Below are 15789 nucleotides of genomic sequence, written 5' to 3' on the forward strand. Positions count from 1 at the left end.
ATAAAAAAAGTTCTAGAGAAATCTCTAAAACTTTTATTTGTTATAGTTTATTCTTTAAAATAGTCGCAATTTGTTGTGAAGCTGTCCCATCGCCATAGGGATTACTAGCAGTCGACATCTCCAGATACGTTGCTTCATTTGTTAGTAAGTTGTCTAGTGCTTCATAAATGATGTCTTCTTTTGTTCCAACTAGTTTTAATGTCCCTGCTTTTATTCCCTCAGGTCTTTCTGTTGTGTCACGCATGACTAACACAGGTTTACCAAGAGAGGGGGCTTCTTCTTGTATCCCACCACTATCGGTTATAATCAAATAACTTTTAGCGAGTAAATTATGGAAATCTATCACATCCATTGGTGGAATTAATTTAACTCGGTTCGTCTGACCAAATACTTCTTTGGCAAGAATTTGAATGGATGGATTCATATGAATCGGGTACACTACTTTAACGTCTTCATGTTTATCGACCACTCGTTTGACAGCTTGAAACATTTCTTTCATCGGTTTTCCTTGATTTTCTCGTCTATGAGCTGTTAATACGATTAGTCGGCTATCTCCTACCCACTCTAATATGTCACTAATATATTCATTTTTAACCGTTGTTTTTAGCGCATCAATCGCTGTATTTCCTGTGACAAATACTGTGTCTTCTTTTTTTCCTTCATTGAGCAAGGTTTCTTTTGCTTGATTAGTTGGCGCAAAATCAAGTGATGACATCAAACTAATTGATTGCCTGTTAAATTCTTCAGGAAATGGTGACGAAATATTATGCGTACGTAAGCCTGCTTCAACATGTCCTACTGGTATTTTAAGATAAAACGCTGCTAAAGCTGATGCATAAGACGTACTCGTATCACCATGAACAAGTACCATATCAGGTTTTTCTTTTATTAAAATAGGTTTGATTTTTTCTAAAATATTTTTCGTGACATCAAATAGATCTTGTTGTGATTTCATAATATCCAAGTCATATTTGGGTACCACATTAAACACACTCAATACTTGATCCAGCATTTCTCTATGTTGTCCTGTCACACAGACGACCGTTTCAAAATCATCCTGTTTTTCTAATTCATTAACAAGTGGGCACATTTTTATGGCTTCTGGACGTGTGCCAAACACTAACATTACTTTTTTCTTCAATTTTAGTCACCTCGTTATTTGAGTAATTGCTCGATTCTTTTCTTATCATGACTATATAAGTCATAACCCCTATCATCATATATATGTATCATCGTGTCACTTGTCGGGCTAATGATGTATATTTCAGGCATTTCAAAAGAATTCTTTATTTTAAACTGTGGTTTTCTATCTGGAAAATCTTGATTAATCAGACTAAGGATTAGTTGTTTCCATTTTATATTGTTACAAGTCGTTTCTACTTTCAATTGATGGACAACTTTAGTTACACCGTATTCTATATAGCTACATGTTTGTTCAGATAACTTTATTTTATTAACATGCTTGATACATTTATGCATGATTTTATCGACTCTTTTTTTACTATTTATCGGATACTTATTAATCAGAAAAATCACTTTATCGTCTTCAGATAACAAATCCAATAGAATACGTTTCAATTTTGTATATATTAAGAAAAACATGTCTTCGTTATAAGAGCCATCATCTAAAAACTGATACATATCAGGATGTAAATAAACTGATGTATGATAAGAAAACAGATTCTCTAAGGACTCCGATGTTAAATATTTTGTCATAAAGGTCTCCTTTTTAATCCATATTACCATGAATGAAGGAAACAAACGATACATTCTATTACTTTAACCTTAGTTGACGAGTGATTCATAGTTTGATAAAATGACAAACAATTACATATTTTAAGTTTTCTAGGGTTCCGTAGTACTACTGTATTAGTCTGGTCCAAGAGAAAACTCATAGAGAATTTATCTATGTCACGGAAGGACAAAAGCCTGGGAGATACTGTTTTTTTTACAGTGTCTTTCAGGCTTTTTTATTTTAAAAGGAGGAATATCAATGAATAAAGAATGGACGAAAGTTATCTTATCAGCAATACTAGAAGTTTTTTGGGTAATTGGTTTAACGCACTCAAACAACTTATTTCAATGGACACTCACTATTTTGCTTATTGTTGCCAGTAATTACTTAATGATTTCAGCTACAAGTAAGTTACCAACTGGAACAGTCTATGCTGTATTTGTAGGTCTTGGTACAGTTGGAATTGTTCTATCAGATGCCTTATTTTTTGGTGCGACACTTAATTTATTAAAACTAATACTCATTTTATTACTTATTAGTGGGGTTGTTGGTTTAAAACTGTTAACACCAGAAAACAATGCGAAGGAGGAAAAATAATATGGACTGGATTATTTTGATTGTAGCAGGTTTATTTGAAATGTTTGGGGTCACGATGATTAATCGTTTGTCTGTAAAGCGCACGTTCTCCACTGTATTACTTATTATTTTAGGATTCGGTGTGAGTTTAACATTACTTAGTATCGCATTAAAGACGATTCCTATGGGTACTGGGTACGCCATTTGGACTGGTATTGGTGTTGTTGGTGGGTCGATAATTGGCATGCTATTTTTTGGTGAATCAAAGGATTGGAAACGCCTTTTGTGTATTTTGGTTATTTTACTTTCCTCTATTGGACTAAAAATGATTAGTTAAGTTTGTTAAAATAATTCATCCTATTTTAAGTTACACTTAAGCTAAGTTATTTAAAGTAATAATCAGTTAAAGAAACATTTAGGAGGATTATTATGGATTTTATCAAGCGAGCGTTACTCAGTACGAAAGCGAAAAAAGGGCGAACGATTTTATTATGTGCGGTATTTTCTGCAATTTTAATTTTTGTTTTAGCTGGATTAACCATTCAAAGGGCTTCTGTTACTGCAACAGAAAATGCCAAAAAAAGCATTGGGGCTCAGGTCACACTGAGTGCTAATCGCGAAGCGGCTATGAAAAAAAATCAAGAATCTTCTAGCGGTGAACGTCCTGACCCAGGTAGCTTTAGTTTAACACCTGTATCATTAGAAGATGCAGAAAAAATTGCGAAGTTAGACAATGTAAAATCTTACTCATTTGTTTCCTCAACCTCTGCCACTGCTGGAGATGGTATTACACCAATATCAAGTAGCTCAGCAGAAAAAACAGAGACATCGACAGATGATTCTTCTGATGACTCAGCACCAAACGCTCCTGGTGGCGGTAAACAAGGTGGCACTATGGAACAGATGAATCAAGGAGATTTTCAAATAAGTGGTGTGGTTAATCAATCCATGGCATCTGCTTTTGAAGATGGAACCGCAAAAATGACGAGTGGTGAAGCCATTACTTCTGACGATGTTGACACTGATAATGTTGTGATTGAAGAAACTTTAGCTGAAGCCAACGACTTAAAAGTAGGCGATACCTTTACCTTAAAAAACTCTGATGATGAGACCAAAACATATAAAATGACCATAAAAGGAATTTATACAACATCAGAATCTGGCGATAGTATGGGCATGCGTTTCAACTTCTTAAATCCAGCCAATACAATTTATAGTTCATATACTTTTGCCAATACACTAAAAGGTGATGATGCAAAAGGAACAGTTGACTCTGCAACTTATACCTTATCTGATCCTAAAGAGATGGATACTTTTGTTAAAGAAGCAGAAAAACTAATTGATACGGACTCTTTTAGTCTACAAACAAATGATCAAGCTTATCAACAAATGTTAACTCCACTAAACAATGTCGCTAGTTTCGCTAAAAATATTGTCATCTTAGTGGCGATTGCTGGAATTATCATTTTAACACTGATTGTCATGATGACGATTCGTGAACGTTGCTATGAAATTGGTGTATTACTCTCAATTGGTGAATCACGTTTTAAAGTTATTTTACAATTTTTCAGTGAAATTGTTGTCTGTATGGTCGTGGCACTAATCATTGCAACGTTTAGCGGAAATATCGTAGGAAATGTCGTGGGTGAACAACTGATTAGTCAACAAACAACTCAAACGACAATGAATCAAGGTGGTCCTGGTAGTGGACAACCTGGCGGAGGAGATAATCAAGCTCCTGAAAGACCATCTGGTGGTGGTATGCGAGGTGGATTTGGTGCCATGGGGGCTAGTTCACAAGAAGTCGCAGATGAAATTGAAAATTTAAATATTTCAGTAAGTAGTACAGATATCATTAAACTCGCTGGCTTAGGACTACTCATTAGTTTCCTATCCATTCTACTATCATCACTTGGTATTTTAAGATTGCAACCAAAAAAAATATTAACTACTTAGAAAAGAGGACTCTATATGCTAAAAACACAAGATATTGGCTACTGGTACACAAATGAACAAGATTATCTTTATAAAAATGTCGATCTAACTTTTGATGCCGGAAAAATGTATGCCATCCTTGGCGCTAGTGGATCTGGTAAAACAACTTTTCTTTCGCTAATCGCTGGACTTGACGTTCCAAAAGAAGGCTCTATCTATTTTAATGATAAAAATGTGACGTCTATCGGATTACGAAATTACCGTAAAAATGATGTATCGACTATTTTTCAGTCATATAATCTGCTGCCTTACATGTCTGCTTTAGATAATGTCTTGACTGCTATGAGTATTTGCCAAACACAAGTCAATAATAGAAAAGAATACGCCCTTGAGCACTTAAATAAAGTTGGGATTGATGAGTCCTTAGCTACAAAACCTGTTACGCAACTTTCAGGAGGACAACAGCAACGTGTCGCTATCGTTCGCTCGTTATGTTGCAACCATGATTTGATCGTAGCTGATGAACCAACTGGAAATTTAGATGATCAAACGTCACAAGATATTGTTTCATTATTTCAAAAAGTCGCTCATGAACAGAATAAATGCATCATTATTGTCACTCATGAACAAGATGTTGCAAAAAAATGTGACAAAGTATTTGAATTAAAAAATAAAACATTTGAATTAGTAAAATAGCAAAAAGGACTGGTCACTAGCCAGTCTTTTTATATTTTTCAAAACTTTCAATTCCCATATTATTATTAAGAAGTAAATACCAGATAAGCATTGCGTTGGTATCAACATACCTTATCTCTAAATAAATCTATTGGAAAAATTTAATCACAACACCTGCTATTAAAATTCATGAAATAAAAAAGATTATATACAACTCCTTTTTAAACAATCTATCAAACTTAATAAATAACATTGTTTTTAAATAATTTTTCGGTTATGCTAACGGTATCATTTGAAGAAAGAAGAGCATTATGAAAAAAATATCGTTAACTTTAATCAGCCTATCACTCCTATTAATAGGTGGTTGCCAACAAAAATCAAACGTCGTCACACATGACAATCTTTCAAAGCAAGAAAAGGCATTAAAAGAAAAATATAGTGACTTTTATAATCTGACCTTTTTATCTGATTCTTCTAAAGGAGACGTCTATCCGGTTCCAGGCTTAAAAGAAACAGTGGTTCCTGCATTGGATAAACCAGGTAAAAAAAGTATCAGTCATTCAATGGATCCTCAAGGCGTAACGATTGCAGAAGATTACTTACTAATTTCATCATACAGTCACGATAAAAAACATCATTCCGTTATTTATGTTTTAGACAAGAAAACGCATGACTATATTAAAACAATTGTTTTAAAAGGAAATCCACATGTTGGTGGAATAACATATGATCCTATCGCAAAAAATATCTGGGTATGTTCATCTACAGACGCTAATCAAGCTGAACTCGTGGCTTTTTCTATGGATAAACTCACAGCATACGATATGAAAGAAAACTATCAGCCTATTATTTATGATCAAGAAATCACGTTAGATGGCATAAAAAAATCCTCTTACGTTACCTATCATGATAAATCGTTATATGTTGGTTACTTTTCTGTCAATCACAAAGCCGTTTTAGAAAAATATCAATTTAACGACGATGGCGTATTTGATACAACATTACATGGAAAAAAAGAAATGATAGATGATGATACAACTCTTTCTCCTGAAGAAAAATTACACGTTGGAACACAAATTCAGGGTATTACTTTTTATAAAAATTATATGCTTTTATCACGTTCTTACGGGGATAAAAACTCGAAAATACTTGTCTACGAATTAGATGACAATGATTTATTCCTTGAAAAAGATGCCATAAAAACGATAGAAGCACCACCTTATTTGGAACAAATTTCCGTATCAGGTAACAAACTCTATACTATTTTTGAATCTGGTACACAACGTTTCCGAGATAAAAAAGGACTGACTGTCGTGAATTATGTTGTGCCACTTGATTTGGAGAAGATGTTAGAATAATATAAACTTCCTTCAATTAATTATAATTTTTTGAAGGAAGTTGTTTTTTTATTGTCCAATGTCTATCCATTCTAATCCTTTGTCATTCAACTTTTCAACGTCATCATAATAAAGTACTGGTAAAAAAATCTTACTAATTTGTGTATCATCAACAAAATAACCAAATTTTATTTCTCTTTTTTCTCCAGGTTTAATATCTGGCATTTTATAAAAACTTTTTCCTTCACCATGGCTATTTAAATAATCTACTTCTCCAGAATACGGAGTAAAATCAACTTCTTCTTTAGTAACACTCAACCCTTTTTTACTATCTTCTAAAAGATAAAGTCTATTTTGAAAATATAAGTCTTTAATGGTTTTTTTACTTTTATTTTCTATAGTAGCTGTCAAATAAACAAATTTAGTTTTTACTTTTCTTTCTCCTACTACTTCATCAAGTGTTTGTATGCCATCTCCTTTTTTGATTATTTTTTGATTAAATGGCAATAATTCACCATCATTTGCTATTAACTGTTTGTCTTTAAGCTGTTCATATGAATTACTATTAAAATTATTTTTATCTAATAATTTTATATTATCCATAACAGTGGCACTTTTAACGGTAAATAAAACCTCTTGCGTGTCATAAACTTTAGTATTTACTGCATCACCTATCTTATGGATATTAGAACTATTTTTAGGTAAATAGTAATTTTTTTCTGGTTGTTTACCTTTGAATAAGTCTTTACTTAAAATACCATAATGAGTAGCTTCCTTTTCATTGGTTTCTTCTAAATATACTTTTTCTAACATTTTTTTCCATTCTGATTCCTTAACATCATTTGAAATATAGGCTTGTAAAACATAACCTTCCTTCTCAAAAAATAGATAAACAATCGTATCAAATTGAATATCTCCGGAATTAATCATATTTTTTTTAATGACAATACTAGGATGATTATTAAGTGTTAATTCTTCATAGTCTTTTGTGTAAAGTTCTTTAAAGTCTTCTTTTCCAGATAATTGCCATAAAACGAAACTTATTCCTCCACTGTTTATGTTGTTCTTATAACTAAACTTATTAGAGTCGTTATTTTCTACCATATCTCTTGGAATATAGTCGAATTTCAATTTATAAAAATGATCATGACTATATTTTTTACTATCTGATAAAGAAATATTTAATTCATAATTATTTTTATTTACTATCCATTGATAAATTTCTTTTGCAGCATAAATAGTTGTTGGAATCAAAAATGTTATAATAATAGCTACCATAAGTGCATGTTTTAATCCAAATTTGATATTAGATTTCTTAGTTGAAACCTGTTTTAAAAAAATTTTTTTATTTGATTGATAAGATGATGAAAAATGATGTACCTCTTGTTCTTTATCAAACTCTTCTTCAACTAACCTATTTGCTATTTCTTCTATTATTTTCCTTTCAAATTTTTCATTCTTTCCCATATCTCTTTCCTCCAATCACATTTTTTACCATGCTTATAGCTCTCTCAAATTGTTTTCGTATAGTTGCTTCTTTTGAATCCATTATTTTCGCTATCTCTTTATTTGATAATCCATAGTAAACTCTATACAAAAAAACATGAAGATATGGTTCTTTTAATTGCTTACTAATATCTAATATTTCCTGTTCAGATATCATTTTATCTACATAATCATTCACATTATTATCTTCTTCATGTTTATCTTTTTTAGTTTTATAAGTTTCAAGATATTTTATCTGAGTATTGTTTTTACGATATAAATCAATCGATTTATTCTTTGTTATTTTGATAATAAATTTTTTTAAATGTAGATCATCAAATTTTTTTATACTTTCAAAATCTGAGTATAATTGTTCAAAAACTTCTTGAGTAATATCTTCTGCTTGCTCTTTATTATTCAATACTGATAAAGCTTGATAAAATATTTTCTGTTCATAACTCTCATATAAATACTCAAAAAATTCTTTATCTGATTTGTTATTTATCATAATAAACTCCTTTCATAGCTACCTTCATAATATATAACGTTTCAAGCAACTATTTTGTGACACTTTTTAACATACAAAAAGAGATTTTTCCTAAATTACAGGAAAAATCTCTAATAAATCATTTTTATAACAATGTCTTCAATTCAACTTCTGGATACTTATCTGCAAACCAACGCATCGCAAATTGATTTTCAAATAAGAATAATGGTTCCTAAACCCTTCTCTACCAACGTTTATCTTACATTAAATTATTTCATCTTGCAATACAAAAATTCCGTAGAACCAACGCAAAGTGATGACTAATTTAAACAAAAAATTTACTCTATGTCCATAGTTAAAAATGACCATTCATTTGATTCATTAAATCTATAAATTTATGCAGTTCTTCTTCATCTTCCATGTTAACACCTAGAGCTTCACCAGAAGCCATTAATTTTTTTCCAATCCCCCAGTTAGAGCCTTCTTGCTCCTCTTCAATCATAATTGGAGCAACTTCTTTCAAAGCAGTAATTAAAGCATTACTATTTTTTATCTTACCAATTTCATCTAAAAATAAAAAGTACTGTGTTAAAACTGGTTCTACATGTTTAAAAAACGAAGACCCTACAGCTATTTTCCTAGTAAATGGGTCTAAAAGTACATATGATAACGATGACTGTGTCCATTCTCTCGGCCTTCTAAGTTCATAACTATAATTCCATTCACTAAACATCTCAATTATAAACTCAGCATCTTTTCTTTGAGCTTTTGTTAATTTTTCATAGTATGCCGATTTTTGAAATTCGTTTAGCCATTCCTCGGTATTTTTCATAATATTATTTAATACTCTATCTGAAAATTCATTATTCATTGTATACTATCTCCTTTTTTATTAAATTATACCTTATTCCAAAGAATTCTTATATATTTTCCAATAATTGCTTATTTTCTTTATAGATACTCCCATAATGTCTGCAATTTAAGGAATTGTTTTGCCTTGTTCCTTTAGTTCTGCAACATATGTAATCTTATCTTGTGGCGGCTGAACAGACTTTACATATTGTTTTCTAGACTTTCCACCATGTCTATGCCTCCAATTCGTAGTTCTACTTTTTTTAGACTTATAAACTGCTCCGTATAAAAATATAACCTATCATTCTTCGTTCTACCTTCTGTTATGCCACACATTTTCGAAATCTTAGAAGGGTTCCAGTCTATTTCTTTTTCATTATCAATTATGTCCTTTGCCTGTTTAATACCTTCTCTTAAAATATCTTCGTATTCTCCATCATACTTAATTTCCTGCCACAATATAGCTTTAGCTGTTGCATAACTCCCTTCGACATTTCTCGCATAGTACATCGCAAGTAGAGAGTAACCATAATAATTCATAATGGTTTAATAAGACAATTTGTTCCTAAGGGAACTCTAATCTGCAACTACTCAAAACAATTCATTCAACTGGCTACTGAAAAAATTAATCTTTTACCACGTAAAATCTTAAATTATAGACAACCAGCTACATTATTTTTAGAAGAAATTCAAAAGCTTAAAATCAAAACATGTTGGTAAGGATGGATTTTAATAGAATAACACAAAAAATTAGATGTTTTTACCTAGGTGGCTAACTTAATATTGCAATTTAGAAAAAATAAAGAGGAGTCTTTTATGAAAAAAACTTATAGAATACTTTGTCTAGAAATATTTATTATTTTGGTTTCATTATTTATCTATAGCCTTGAACCTTTTATAAACCCTACAAAGAATTTATTTATTTCTAATTTTTATGTATTATGGTGGATATTCTTTTTACTATTCCTTTTAATTTTTGGGATGATTTATACTGCTGTAAAAAAAGAACCAGCGTTGATATTTTTTAACATCATTTTATTTGTAATTTACTGTATATCACCATTTATCATTTCTAATATTTTATTTAATCGTGGATAAATAAAACAAATTATACCTAAATGTTTTTTACGTATTCTGAAAGATTTGGAGACTGGTTGTATTTTAGTGAACCCTCTTTATCTTTTTCAATAATAGCTTCTTCTAAGTTAATACCGTTAAGAGCAGCAATAGCAAACGTATAATGAATGACATCAACTAGTTCATATGCTAAGCAGCTATCAGAAGTTTTATTTTTTCGTCCTTGTACTTGGTTAAGAACTTCTGCAACTTCACCTATTTCTTCAACTAATTTCATAAAAAGACTTTCTGTTATCCCCGTATCCTTATATTTTAGTTCTAAGTACTTTTGTAATTGTTCAATGGTTAATTTACTCATAATAAGTCTCTTTTCTGTTTTTTATTTTATAATTGTATCATCTAGTTAACATATATCAAGTAGATGATCTTTGATATACTATATAAAAACAAGATTAAGTGGGTGAACTGATATGAAACAGTATTTAGAATTAATAAATGAACCATGGGGAAAAATGTTCTATGACATAATTAATCATCAATTAAATTTAAATAACTCTAAAGATTTGAAAGTATTAGATTTTGGTAGTGGTTTTGGCAAAACAGCTAATTCTTTCGCTCAATTCAATATTGTAACTGCGATTGAAAGGAATGAAGAAATGGTACAGAATAGATTTAATAACTATGATTATGAACAAATAATAGCCGATGAAAAAATGTTAGAACAGTTACCAAAGAACTACTATGATTTAATTATTTGTCATAATGTTCTTGAATATATTGATGACTATCAAAAAGTTTGCCGAATATTTTCTACACTTATAAAAAAGGATGGACTAATATCAATAGTCAAACACAATTTGAATGGTACGGTATTGCATAATGCTATTTTGTTAGATAATCCAAAAAAAGCTTTAGATATTTTCAAATCGCCGATTGTAAAATTAAGCTAGACAACTAAAAAATCATTTGTGATACACTCAAATTGTATTTCCAACCAAAGAAAACAAGGAGAGTGATCACAAATGACCTATACACATCTTACTACAGACGAGCTAGTTTTGATAGAAGCTTATTACCATCAAAATAAAAAAGGAACATACGTTGCGAAACAATTGAAACGAGCAAAACAGACTATCTATAATGTTTACAAAGCTTTTGATGAGGGATTATCTGCACTAGATTACTATAAAAGATACAAAAATAATAAAAAGAATTGTGGCAGGCGTCCTATTTCTTTATCTGATAATGAAACAGAATACATTCAAAAGAAGGTTGTTCAAGGATGGACTCCAGATGTCATTATTGGTCGTGCTGAGTTTCCTATCTCATGTTCTATCAGTACTCTTTATAGATTATTTAAGCAAGGACTGTTTGATTTGACCGCATTACCTATGAAAGGTAAAAGGAAAGCGAATGGTTATAAAGAAAAAAGAGGTAAACAAGCCTTTAAAAGAACCATCCATCAACGTAATAAGGACTATCAACTCTTTAATAATGAATTTGGTCACCTTGAAGGTGACACAATTGTTGGAAAAGATCATAAAAGTGCTGTTATCACACTCGTTGAAAGACTATCGAAAGTGATTATTACGTTAAAACCAATAGGCAGACGAGCAATAGATATCGAAAATAGTTTAAATAATTGGTTTAAAAAGTTTCCATGCCATCTATTTAAATCAATCACATTCGATTGTGGTAAAGAATTTTCTAATTGGAAATCAATCAGCAATCTAAATGATATTGATATTTATTTTGCCGATCCAGGAACACCATCACAACGTGGCTTAAATGAAAACTCTAATGGGTTATTACGTAAAGATGGATTACCTAAACAAATGGATTTCAACAAAGTTGAGGAATCTTTTATCCAATCTATCGCTTCTAAAAGAAATAATATTCCTAGAAAATCATTAAACTATAAAACACCATTGGAAGTATTTTTGAGTTATGTAGACAACGATATTTTGTCTAGCTTAATTTGACAAATGAAAAATTAAAAAAAAATACATCTAAAAATTTTGGTCATATAAATTATTACTCCACAAACAAATTAATAGATTCTTTTGAAGAAAGTGACATAATACTCATGAAAAGATTAGGAATACGTTCAACATACGGACTAAGTGGTAATAATTCAATTAAGTATAATTCTGAATGGTATGAAAATATGTTTGAATTAGAAAAATTATTATCGAATAAAACAGAGTTTTTAGAAACTGCATTTTATAATCATTTAATTTTCAAAAGAAGTAATTAGTTGTTTAACTCGATGGTAGATATAATCTGATATTATATGGAATTAATCAACTGTTGTGAATATACTAAATTAATTAATCTTCAACTTTTTGTAAAAACCATCCTCGAACTATCCCCACTCTGTAGGGACTATAATATCAAGCTTTAATTGTCCAGTATCATTATTCTTATAAATTTTCTTCTGTGGAAGTCTATTTACCAATTATATCGTCTTTAAACAGTTTTTCTTTCTTAATTTTAGAAGAAGATAAGCTAGTTGATGTTGTGCTATCGACAGTTTGTTTATTATTAGAAATACATCCGAATAACACTAAATTGAGACTTAATAGTGATAAGAAAATAATAGCTTTTTCATACAAAATCCACCTTTTAAAGTTTACTAATTTCCTCATATGTTATAATACCTATAAAATAGAATGGGGAACTGTGTATGAAAATAAAAAAATTATCTATGTCACTGTCTGTTATACAAGTAAAAAGTATTTCTGATATTGATTTATCGGTAACACCATTGTTTTTAGGAATAACAGAAGATGAATTGTCTGTTGTACTGCCTACAGAAAGAATGCCTACAAACGTTATATCTCGTGAAGATAGCTGGAATGGATTTAAAATTGAAGGAGTATTAGATTTTAGTTTGATTGGAATATTAGCTCAAATATCTTCTCTTTTAGCAGATGCTAACATTAGCATTTTTGCCATATCAACTTATAACACTGATTATATCTTAGTTAAAACAAATCAGTTTGATGAAGCGATTAAATTATTAGAAAAAAATAACTATCAATTAGTATAGTTATTTAATCGCTGTTTACATAGAACATCATCCTTATATGTAGAACAAGCCCCTTATAATTATTTCTGAGGGGCTTTAAATTATTTCATATAAACGTTCAAATGACACTTAGTTATCTTTCTTATTCTTATCTTTGTCCCTTACAGCCTCACTAATAATCGGCTCTTTTCTCCTCAATGTATTTATAAAAGTTATATTGGTAATAGATGACATTAACCAAATATACCATGACGTATTTGAGCCAAATCTTGTAAAGATTAATATATCATGACTAACTTCTTCACCTAACTTATCCAAGATATTAATTGAGTTAAAACTATCCTCAACAAGAATATCAACTACAATACTTATAATAAATATTATTACCCAGCCTATGATATAAGGTTTGTTTTTTTTATCAAAATAACAGGTCGCTGATAATCATCGTAAGCTCCAATTTTCTCAAATTCTACTCTTGAGCTTTGATATTTACCAATAAAAATAGATAAAACTAATAATGTCATCAACAAAAACAAATTAAAAATCGACCAATTCATTGTAATAAAAAACATAATTAATGAATAAATTGGCAAAATAACAAACTCTAGACGAGTTATTTTTTCGAATTCAAAAGACTTTGAACACATATAAATAACTCCTAAAAATAATAATACATAGTTAGACATAAAATCCCTCCCTTACAAAGAAATAATTTTAATTCTAACACATTTATTATTACGTCATTTGTCAAATTAACTTGGCTAAACTATCTGGCTCATTTAGATTGCTAATTGATTTTCAGATTAAAAATTCTTTAACTACGATGTCAAAACACAATTCCAAAATAAAAAACCTCTTTCCTAATCCAGTAAATTTGGTAGAAAAGAGATTTATAGAACCAACGCGAAGTGCTTAAATTTTTAATTAGATTTTATTTTAAACATGCTAAAAACATTATTATATTAACGATTTTCACAACAACGTCTTCAATTCAACTTCTGGATACTTATCTGCAAACCAACGCATCGCAAATTGATTTTCAAATAAGAATAATGGTTGATCAAATCGATCTCTTGCTAAGATATTTCGACTTGAACTCATTTTTTCATCTAACTGAGATGGGTCAATCCAACGAGCAATTTTTGTTCCCATTGGTTCCATGATTAACTCAGTATTGTACTCATTCAACATACGATGTTTGAATACCTCAAACTGCAACTGTCCAACAGCTCCAATAATATAATCCTCAGTTAAATAAGTTTTATATAATTGAATAGCTCCTTCTTGTACTAGTTGATAAAGTCCTTTGTGGAATGATTTTTGTTTCATCACATTTTTCGCCGTAACTTTCATAAATAACTCTGGCGTAAATTGTGGTAAATCTTCAAATTCAATCTTATTTTTACCAGTGAATAAAGTGTCCCCAATTTGATAGGTTCCTGTATCATATAGCCCGATAATATCACCAGCCACTGCTTCTTCTACGATTTCACGAGAATCAGCCATAAACTGGGTTGAGTTATTTAACTTAATTTTTTTCGATTCACGAGCTAACTTAACTTCCATGCCTTTTTCAAAGCTCCCTGAACAAATCCGAACAAATGCAATTCTATCCCTATGAGCTGGATTCATATTTGCTTGAATTTTAAAGACAAATCCAGAAAAGTCCTTGTCATAAGGACTCACTTCGCCACCATCTTTTGTTTCATGCTCACTTGGTTTTGGTGCAAATTGTAAAAACGTTTCTAAAAATGTTTCCACACCAAAGTTTGTCAAAGCAGAACCAAAGAATACTGGTGTTAATTCACCTTTAGCAATTTTTTCTTCTGAAAATTCATTTCCAGCTTCAAGTAATAACTCGACTTCTTCCATTACTTGAGAAAAAATTGATTGCTCTTTTAATGGATGGTCTATTTCTAATTCTCTATCCTCATTAAGTGGTAAGAATCTTTCCCCATCAAAACGATCAGGACGATGAATTTCTATACGATTATTGTAAATATCATATAATCCTTCAAATCCTTTTCCCATACCAATTGGCCAGTTCATTGGATAAGAATCAATTTCTAACACTTCTTCTAATTCTTCTAGTAAATCAAGTGGCTCACGACCATCTCTATCTAGTTTATTAATGAATGTAAAAATAGGAATACCACGCATACGACATACTTGGAAAAGTTTTTTTGTTTGTGCTTCAATCCCTTTAGCACTATCAATGACCATGACTGCACTGTCAACTGCCATCAATGTACGATAGGTATCTTCCGAGAAATCCTCATGTCCTGGTGTATCTAAAATATTCACGCGTTTGCCTTGAAAATCAAATTGCATCACAGAACTGGTTACCGAAATCCCACGTTGTTTTTCAATATCCATCCAGTCTGATTTAGCATAGTTTCCAGATTTTTTTCCTTTTACAGTTCCGGCATTTCTAATTGCGCCACCAAACAATAGTAACTGTTCCGTAATTGTTGTTTTACCAGCATCCGGATGCGAAATAATAGCAAATGTTCTTCTTCTATCGACTTCTTTTTGTTGATCAAATCCCATATATAGACTCCTCTTAGTTTTTCTATGTAGTTATTACTTAGTTAGTAGA

Annotated in this window: 17 protein-coding genes, 1 pseudogene and 1 riboswitch; of the genes and pseudogenes, 9 read left to right on the plus strand and 9 right to left on the minus strand. The window is 30.6% G+C overall.

All coding sequences use genetic code 11. The features are described 5' to 3' along the window. Positions 1–40 precede the first annotated feature (40 nt). Together wecB and BW731_RS02620 are read right to left on the minus strand one after the other, a co-directional pair. Entirely contained in the window at positions 41–1126 is a 1086-nt protein-coding gene (gene wecB, locus BW731_RS02615) for a non-hydrolyzing UDP-N-acetylglucosamine 2-epimerase (protein WP_079348523.1), read from the minus strand. Positions 1127–1155: 29 nt separating this feature from the next. After that, a complete protein-coding gene (locus tag BW731_RS02620) occupies positions 1156–1716 on the minus strand; it encodes a DUF3885 domain-containing protein (RefSeq protein ID WP_079345462.1) in 561 nt (186 codons plus the stop codon). Between the two features lie 118 nt (positions 1717–1834). After that, a riboswitch (guanidine-I (ykkC/yxkD leader) is annotated at positions 1835–1938 on the plus strand. 55 nt (positions 1939–1993) lie between these two features. Between BW731_RS02620 and BW731_RS02625 the strand changes: the two genes are divergently transcribed. The 5 genes from BW731_RS02625 (at position 1994) to BW731_RS02645 (ending at position 6279) form a co-directional block, all read left to right on the plus strand. Continuing rightward, a complete protein-coding gene (locus BW731_RS02625; protein ID WP_079345464.1) occupies positions 1994–2332 on the plus strand; it encodes a DMT family transporter in 339 nt (112 codons plus the stop codon). 1 nt (position 2333) lies between these two features. Then, on the plus strand, positions 2334–2648 hold the full coding sequence (locus tag BW731_RS02630; protein ID WP_079345466.1) for a DMT family transporter: 315 nt from the start codon (positions 2334–2336) through the stop codon (positions 2646–2648). Between the two features lie 92 nt (positions 2649–2740). Then, positions 2741–4267 (plus strand): ABC transporter permease, encoded by a 1527-nt coding sequence (locus BW731_RS02635; protein WP_079345468.1) that lies wholly within the window; start codon positions 2741–2743, stop codon positions 4265–4267. Between the two features lie 15 nt (positions 4268–4282). After that, positions 4283–4942: an ABC transporter ATP-binding protein gene (locus BW731_RS02640; RefSeq protein WP_079345470.1), complete on the plus strand. Its 660-nt coding sequence runs from the start codon at positions 4283–4285 to the stop codon at positions 4940–4942. Positions 4943–5232: 290 nt separating this feature from the next. Further along, on the plus strand, positions 5233–6279 hold the full coding sequence (locus tag BW731_RS02645; protein WP_079345472.1) for a YncE family protein: 1047 nt from the start codon (positions 5233–5235) through the stop codon (positions 6277–6279). A gap of 48 nt (positions 6280–6327) precedes the next feature. Here the strand turns inward: BW731_RS02645 and BW731_RS02650 are convergent, their stop codons facing one another. From BW731_RS02650 to BW731_RS02665, 4 genes are all read right to left on the minus strand, one after another. After that, positions 6328–7725: a hypothetical protein gene (locus BW731_RS02650; RefSeq protein WP_079345474.1), complete on the minus strand. Its 1398-nt coding sequence runs from the start codon at positions 7723–7725 to the stop codon at positions 6328–6330. After that, positions 7712–8251 carry a sigma-70 family RNA polymerase sigma factor gene (locus BW731_RS02655; protein WP_079345476.1) on the minus strand — a complete coding sequence of 180 codons (540 nt, stop codon included), beginning with the start codon at positions 8249–8251 and terminating at the stop codon, positions 7712–7714. The genes BW731_RS02650 and BW731_RS02655 overlap by 14 nt, the downstream gene beginning before the upstream one ends. A gap of 334 nt (positions 8252–8585) precedes the next feature. Continuing rightward, entirely contained in the window at positions 8586–9101 is a 516-nt protein-coding gene (locus tag BW731_RS02660) for a hypothetical protein (protein WP_079345478.1), read from the minus strand. A 182-nt stretch (positions 9102–9283) separates the two neighbouring features. Then, complete coding sequence (locus BW731_RS02665) at positions 9284–9622, minus strand: hypothetical protein (RefSeq protein WP_079345480.1); 339 nt, start codon at positions 9620–9622, stop codon at positions 9284–9286. Between BW731_RS02665 and BW731_RS13115 the strand changes: the two are divergent. Beyond that, positions 9620–9802: pseudogene (locus tag BW731_RS13115) on the plus strand (IS30 family transposase); the annotation flags it as partial. The gene BW731_RS02665 and the pseudogene BW731_RS13115 sit on opposite strands and share 3 nt — an antisense overlap. A gap of 394 nt (positions 9803–10196) precedes the next feature. Here the strand turns inward: BW731_RS13115 and BW731_RS02675 are convergent. Then, on the minus strand, positions 10197–10517 hold the full coding sequence (locus BW731_RS02675; RefSeq protein WP_079345484.1) for a MazG nucleotide pyrophosphohydrolase domain-containing protein: 321 nt from the start codon (positions 10515–10517) through the stop codon (positions 10197–10199). Between the two features lie 112 nt (positions 10518–10629). Between BW731_RS02675 and BW731_RS02680 the strand changes: the two genes are divergently transcribed. The 3 genes from BW731_RS02680 (at position 10630) to BW731_RS02695 (ending at position 13211) form a co-directional block, all read left to right on the plus strand. Then, entirely contained in the window at positions 10630–11109 is a 480-nt protein-coding gene (locus BW731_RS02680; protein ID WP_079345486.1) for a class I SAM-dependent methyltransferase, read from the plus strand. Positions 11110–11181: 72 nt separating this feature from the next. Then, on the plus strand, positions 11182–12141 hold the full coding sequence (locus BW731_RS02685) for an IS30 family transposase (protein WP_079344899.1): 960 nt from the start codon (positions 11182–11184) through the stop codon (positions 12139–12141). Positions 12142–12845: 704 nt separating this feature from the next. Next, positions 12846–13211, plus strand: coding sequence for an ACT domain-containing protein (locus BW731_RS02695; RefSeq protein ID WP_079345490.1), 366 nt, complete (start codon positions 12846–12848; stop codon positions 13209–13211). A 371-nt stretch (positions 13212–13582) separates the two neighbouring features. On the opposite strand, the gene BW731_RS02700 is transcribed toward BW731_RS02695, so the two are convergent. Together BW731_RS02700 and BW731_RS02705 are read right to left on the minus strand one after the other, a co-directional pair. Continuing rightward, positions 13583–13876, minus strand: a complete 294-nt coding sequence (locus BW731_RS02700; RefSeq protein ID WP_079345492.1) for a hypothetical protein — start codon at positions 13874–13876, stop codon at positions 13583–13585. A gap of 286 nt (positions 13877–14162) precedes the next feature. After that, positions 14163–15740: a peptide chain release factor 3 gene (locus BW731_RS02705; protein ID WP_079345494.1), complete on the minus strand. Its 1578-nt coding sequence runs from the start codon at positions 15738–15740 to the stop codon at positions 14163–14165. Positions 15741–15789: the final 49 nt, after the last annotated feature.

This window comes from Vagococcus martis, assembly GCF_002026305.1.
In the GTDB taxonomy this organism is placed as follows: domain Bacteria; phylum Bacillota; class Bacilli; order Lactobacillales; family Vagococcaceae; genus Vagococcus; species Vagococcus martis.